The sequence below is a fragment of the Methanospirillum hungatei genome (assembly GCF_020216685.1).
Classification (GTDB): Archaea; Halobacteriota; Methanomicrobia; order Methanomicrobiales; family Methanospirillaceae; genus Methanospirillum; species Methanospirillum hungatei_B.
Genome location: NZ_JAIWNS010000282.1, coordinates 1 through 3,650, shown reverse-complemented (window position 1 = coordinate 3,650; position 3,650 = coordinate 1). Strand labels below are relative to the sequence as shown.

Genomic DNA, 3,650 nt, shown 5'->3' with positions numbered 1-3,650 from the left:
ATATCATCCTCACTGATGTGATGATGCCTGATATGGACGGGTATACCCTGTGTAAGACCGTAAAACAGCATGAAAAGTTCCATGACATCCCCGTCATCCTGGTGACGCATCTGTACAGCCCGGTGGATGTGATCAAGGGTCTTGAGGCCGGTGCTGATAACTTCATCATTAAGCCCTATGATCCTGAGTATATCTTCTCCCGGATAGCGGGCATCATGCAGGCAAAGGAACTTCCTGGCACACAAGAGCTTGTCCAGCCGCTTGATGTGGTATTCTCCAGTGAAGTCCATACCATCGCCTCAAGTCGGATGCAGATCCTGAACATTCTCCTTTCAACCTATGAAACGGCGGTGAAGAATAACAGCGAACTGCAGGTAGCCCATGAGCGGCTCCACTATACGAACGCACAACTGCAGAAACTGATTGAAGATCTAGAGCAGACAAATGAGTCACTCCATCTGAAAAACCTCGAACGAGGCAGGCTCGAGACCGCACTGGCTGCCGCACATGAAAAGATCGAGATCCTCTCAGAGGCGCTCAAACTCATCTATCAGATCCGGGTACAGCCGGCAGACGAGATTCTTTCAGAACAGGCATCATTACCGGATGCAGGAGAGGGGATCAGTACTGCTTTTACGCATGTGCATGCCGGCAGGGTCGCCCTGAAAAATACCCGGCAGTATATCAGAACCGGAACAATGCCCCGGACGTGGCTGGGTATCAGAAACAGTATTAATAATTCGATTGATGCGGTGCGCAGGCAGTCAATCAGGTATGAAAATCTCATTCCTGAGGACATTGAGATATATGCCGATCCCTGCTTTGAACACGTCCTCTCAGATCTCATCGTTGCCCTTCAGGATGGAGAAGAGAAGCCGACTGAGATGCGGTTCTCGTTTCATGTGAAGGAGAACGGGTATGTCATCATCTGCGAAAACAATGATCAGGGAATAGCAGAGACTGAGAAAGAAAAGATATTCACCTTTCATAATGGTCTGCTGTCAAATCCATCCCTCTGTCTTATCAAAGAGATGCTGGCACTCTCCGGCATGGATATTGCAGAGACGGGGAGAGAGGGCCATCGAACTCGATTTGAGATCGGGTGCCCGGAATCATCAGTACGGTTTGGATCAGATATCCAGGTACTTTAAAATCCTGGTTTTTGATCTGATTCAGAAAAGAGCGGCCCTTTCAAAAACAGGGGATATCGAGGAAGGGGTATTCATACCAGAATGAACACATGTTCGGTGATAGTGATATATTGGCCCCTGTTTTCCTGTGTGTGTGATTTTAGCGTTCAGAGCAGACTCCGGCTCAAGGCGTGAAGACGTCGCCTCACACATGAGCATACACATTTCATCGTATGGAAATTAATAGGTGAATAAACCGGTGGCCGAAAGAATAAATCTTATTAACAAAAACATAAAACCGTGGAATCCGGCAGTTCAAAAATAAATCAGGATATCCTTGAGACCTTTACCAGGGGGAAAAAATCCCTGAGCATATCGGATATCTCCCGCTTATCCGGCCATCACAGGCACACCGTTGCCCGGTACTTAGACAACCTGGTCTCATCCGGAAAACTTGAGATGCGCCAGCATGGGCAGAAGAAGAAGTACTATTTGTCAGATATCCAGCCGGAATCCTCCATCCTCAACTTTTCGCCTCACATGCTCATCATCCTGAACATGGATCTCTCCATCAGGTGGGCAAATGATTCATTTTTACGGATGATTAATTCAACGATTGAAGCCATCTCCAATCTGAGCATTGAAGCATTACACCTTGATGACCTGTTTGGCCCAGACCTTGTTGCAGCCATCCGGATGGTCCGACCTGGTGAAACACGCTCAGAAGAGGCACGGATTACCCGGGAAGAGAAAGAGACGCTGTACCTGTTTACCATATCCGCCGTCTCGTTCTTCCAGGAACGCCCTGCACTTGTGATCACCGGTGAGGACATTACTGAAAAGAAGGCCCTTCAGGAGGCAATACGTACTAGTGAGTCAAATCTTCGTCTTATCACCGAATCAGTTCATGACATGATCATCAGGTGGGAGCCTGACGGAATGATATCCTATGTCTCACCTGCATGTGAACTGCTCACCGGTTATGTCTCCCAGGAACTGATGGGAAAGACGATATCAGAATTTATTCATCCCGAGGATCTCCCAAGGTTTCAGAATGGTGGTGAAACCGAGACGGTGAACTGGTCCCGCCTCCCTTCATCATTCAGATTCCGGACGTTGAAAGGGAAATGGATATGGTTTGAAACCACCACAACGCCCCGGCTTTCAGAGACCGGGGAGATTCTGGACTATATCTCTGTCTGGCGGGATATTACCGCATGGCTTGAGGCAGAGACAAAACTTGCACTGAGTGAAGAAAAATACCGCCGTCTTTTTGAGGGTGCAAAAGATGCCATTATCCTGATGGAACTGACCGAGAACTTAAAACATGCACGATTTCGTGAAGTAAATAACCTGACCTGCCAGCTGACCGGGTACACCTACCAGGAGTTTCTGACCCTTGCCCTGTCTGATATCATTCCAGAATCCATGGAGGAGTATTTTAATGAGGTTACTGAAAAGTTCATGCAGAATGAACAGGGGTTTTTTGAGATAGACCTCGTTCGCAAGGATGGGATTCTGGTCCCGGTTGAAGTAAATGCCCATCTCTTTTACCTGCAGGGAAAACCGGTTGTTCTCGCCATTACCCGTGATATCACTGAACGGAGAAAGAACGAAGCAGCGATTAAAGAAGCACACCAGCGTCTTGAAGACATACTTGAGTTCCTCCCCGACCCTGTCTTTGTGCTTGATACTGAAGGAAAAGTGACGGCATGGAACCGGGCTATGGAAGAACTGACCGGGACAAAAAAGGAGGATATTATCGGGTGCGGAGACTATGCCTGTGCAGTCGCCTTTTATCACCAGAAACGGCCGGTCCTTGCGGATTATATCCTCCATCGTGATGAAACCGTCCTCTTTCGGTATAATAATCCAAAAATCGACGGAGACCGGGTCACGGTTGATGTACAGACCCTGCATCCGGTTACAAAACAGCGGATCTGGTTCTGGATTAAGGCAGCCCCTATATACAATCTGAATGGAGACATTATCGGAGTCATTGAGACTCTCAGGGATATCAGTGAACGAAAGATAATGGAGCTGGAGATCCGAAAACAGAACGCTATCTTTGAAGCGGTCAGCCGGGCTGCTTCAGATATTCTCCAGTCAGCAAACTTTGAAGATGCCGCTCTTCGGACCATCGGCCTGATTGGAGAGGCGACATCCGTCAGTCGTGTCTGTCTCCTTGAAAAGGCACCCTCCTCCAGTATCCAGCTTATCAGATCAGAACTTGAATGGAATGCGAAAACAGGAAGTGTGGGACGGACCCGGTCTCCCTTATCAATGAGACTGAAAAATGACGAGGAGGGATCGATTATCGAGGACGTATTTGTACAGGAGAAGACCATCTATAGTCTCGTAAAAGATCTCAAGGGAAGTGACCGCCGGATACTTGAACCGGAGGGAGTAAAATCAATCCTTCTCGTCCCTATTAAAACCAAAAATGATATCTGGGGTGCTGTCGGTTTTCTTGAAAAAAACTCCGAGCGTATCTGGAGTCGAAAAGAGATTAGTGCTCTT

Annotated in this window: 2 protein-coding genes; both read left to right on the top strand. The window is 47.9% G+C overall.

The features are described 5' to 3' along the window. On the top strand, positions 1-1,151 hold a 1,151-nt coding region (locus LDL35_RS14965; RefSeq protein ID WP_304023952.1), incomplete at its 5' end, for a response regulator. A 279-nt stretch (positions 1,152-1,430) separates the two neighbouring features. After that, a partial coding sequence (locus LDL35_RS14960) for a PAS domain S-box protein (RefSeq protein WP_304023949.1) occupies positions 1,431-3,650 on the top strand: 2,220 nt, incomplete at its 3' end.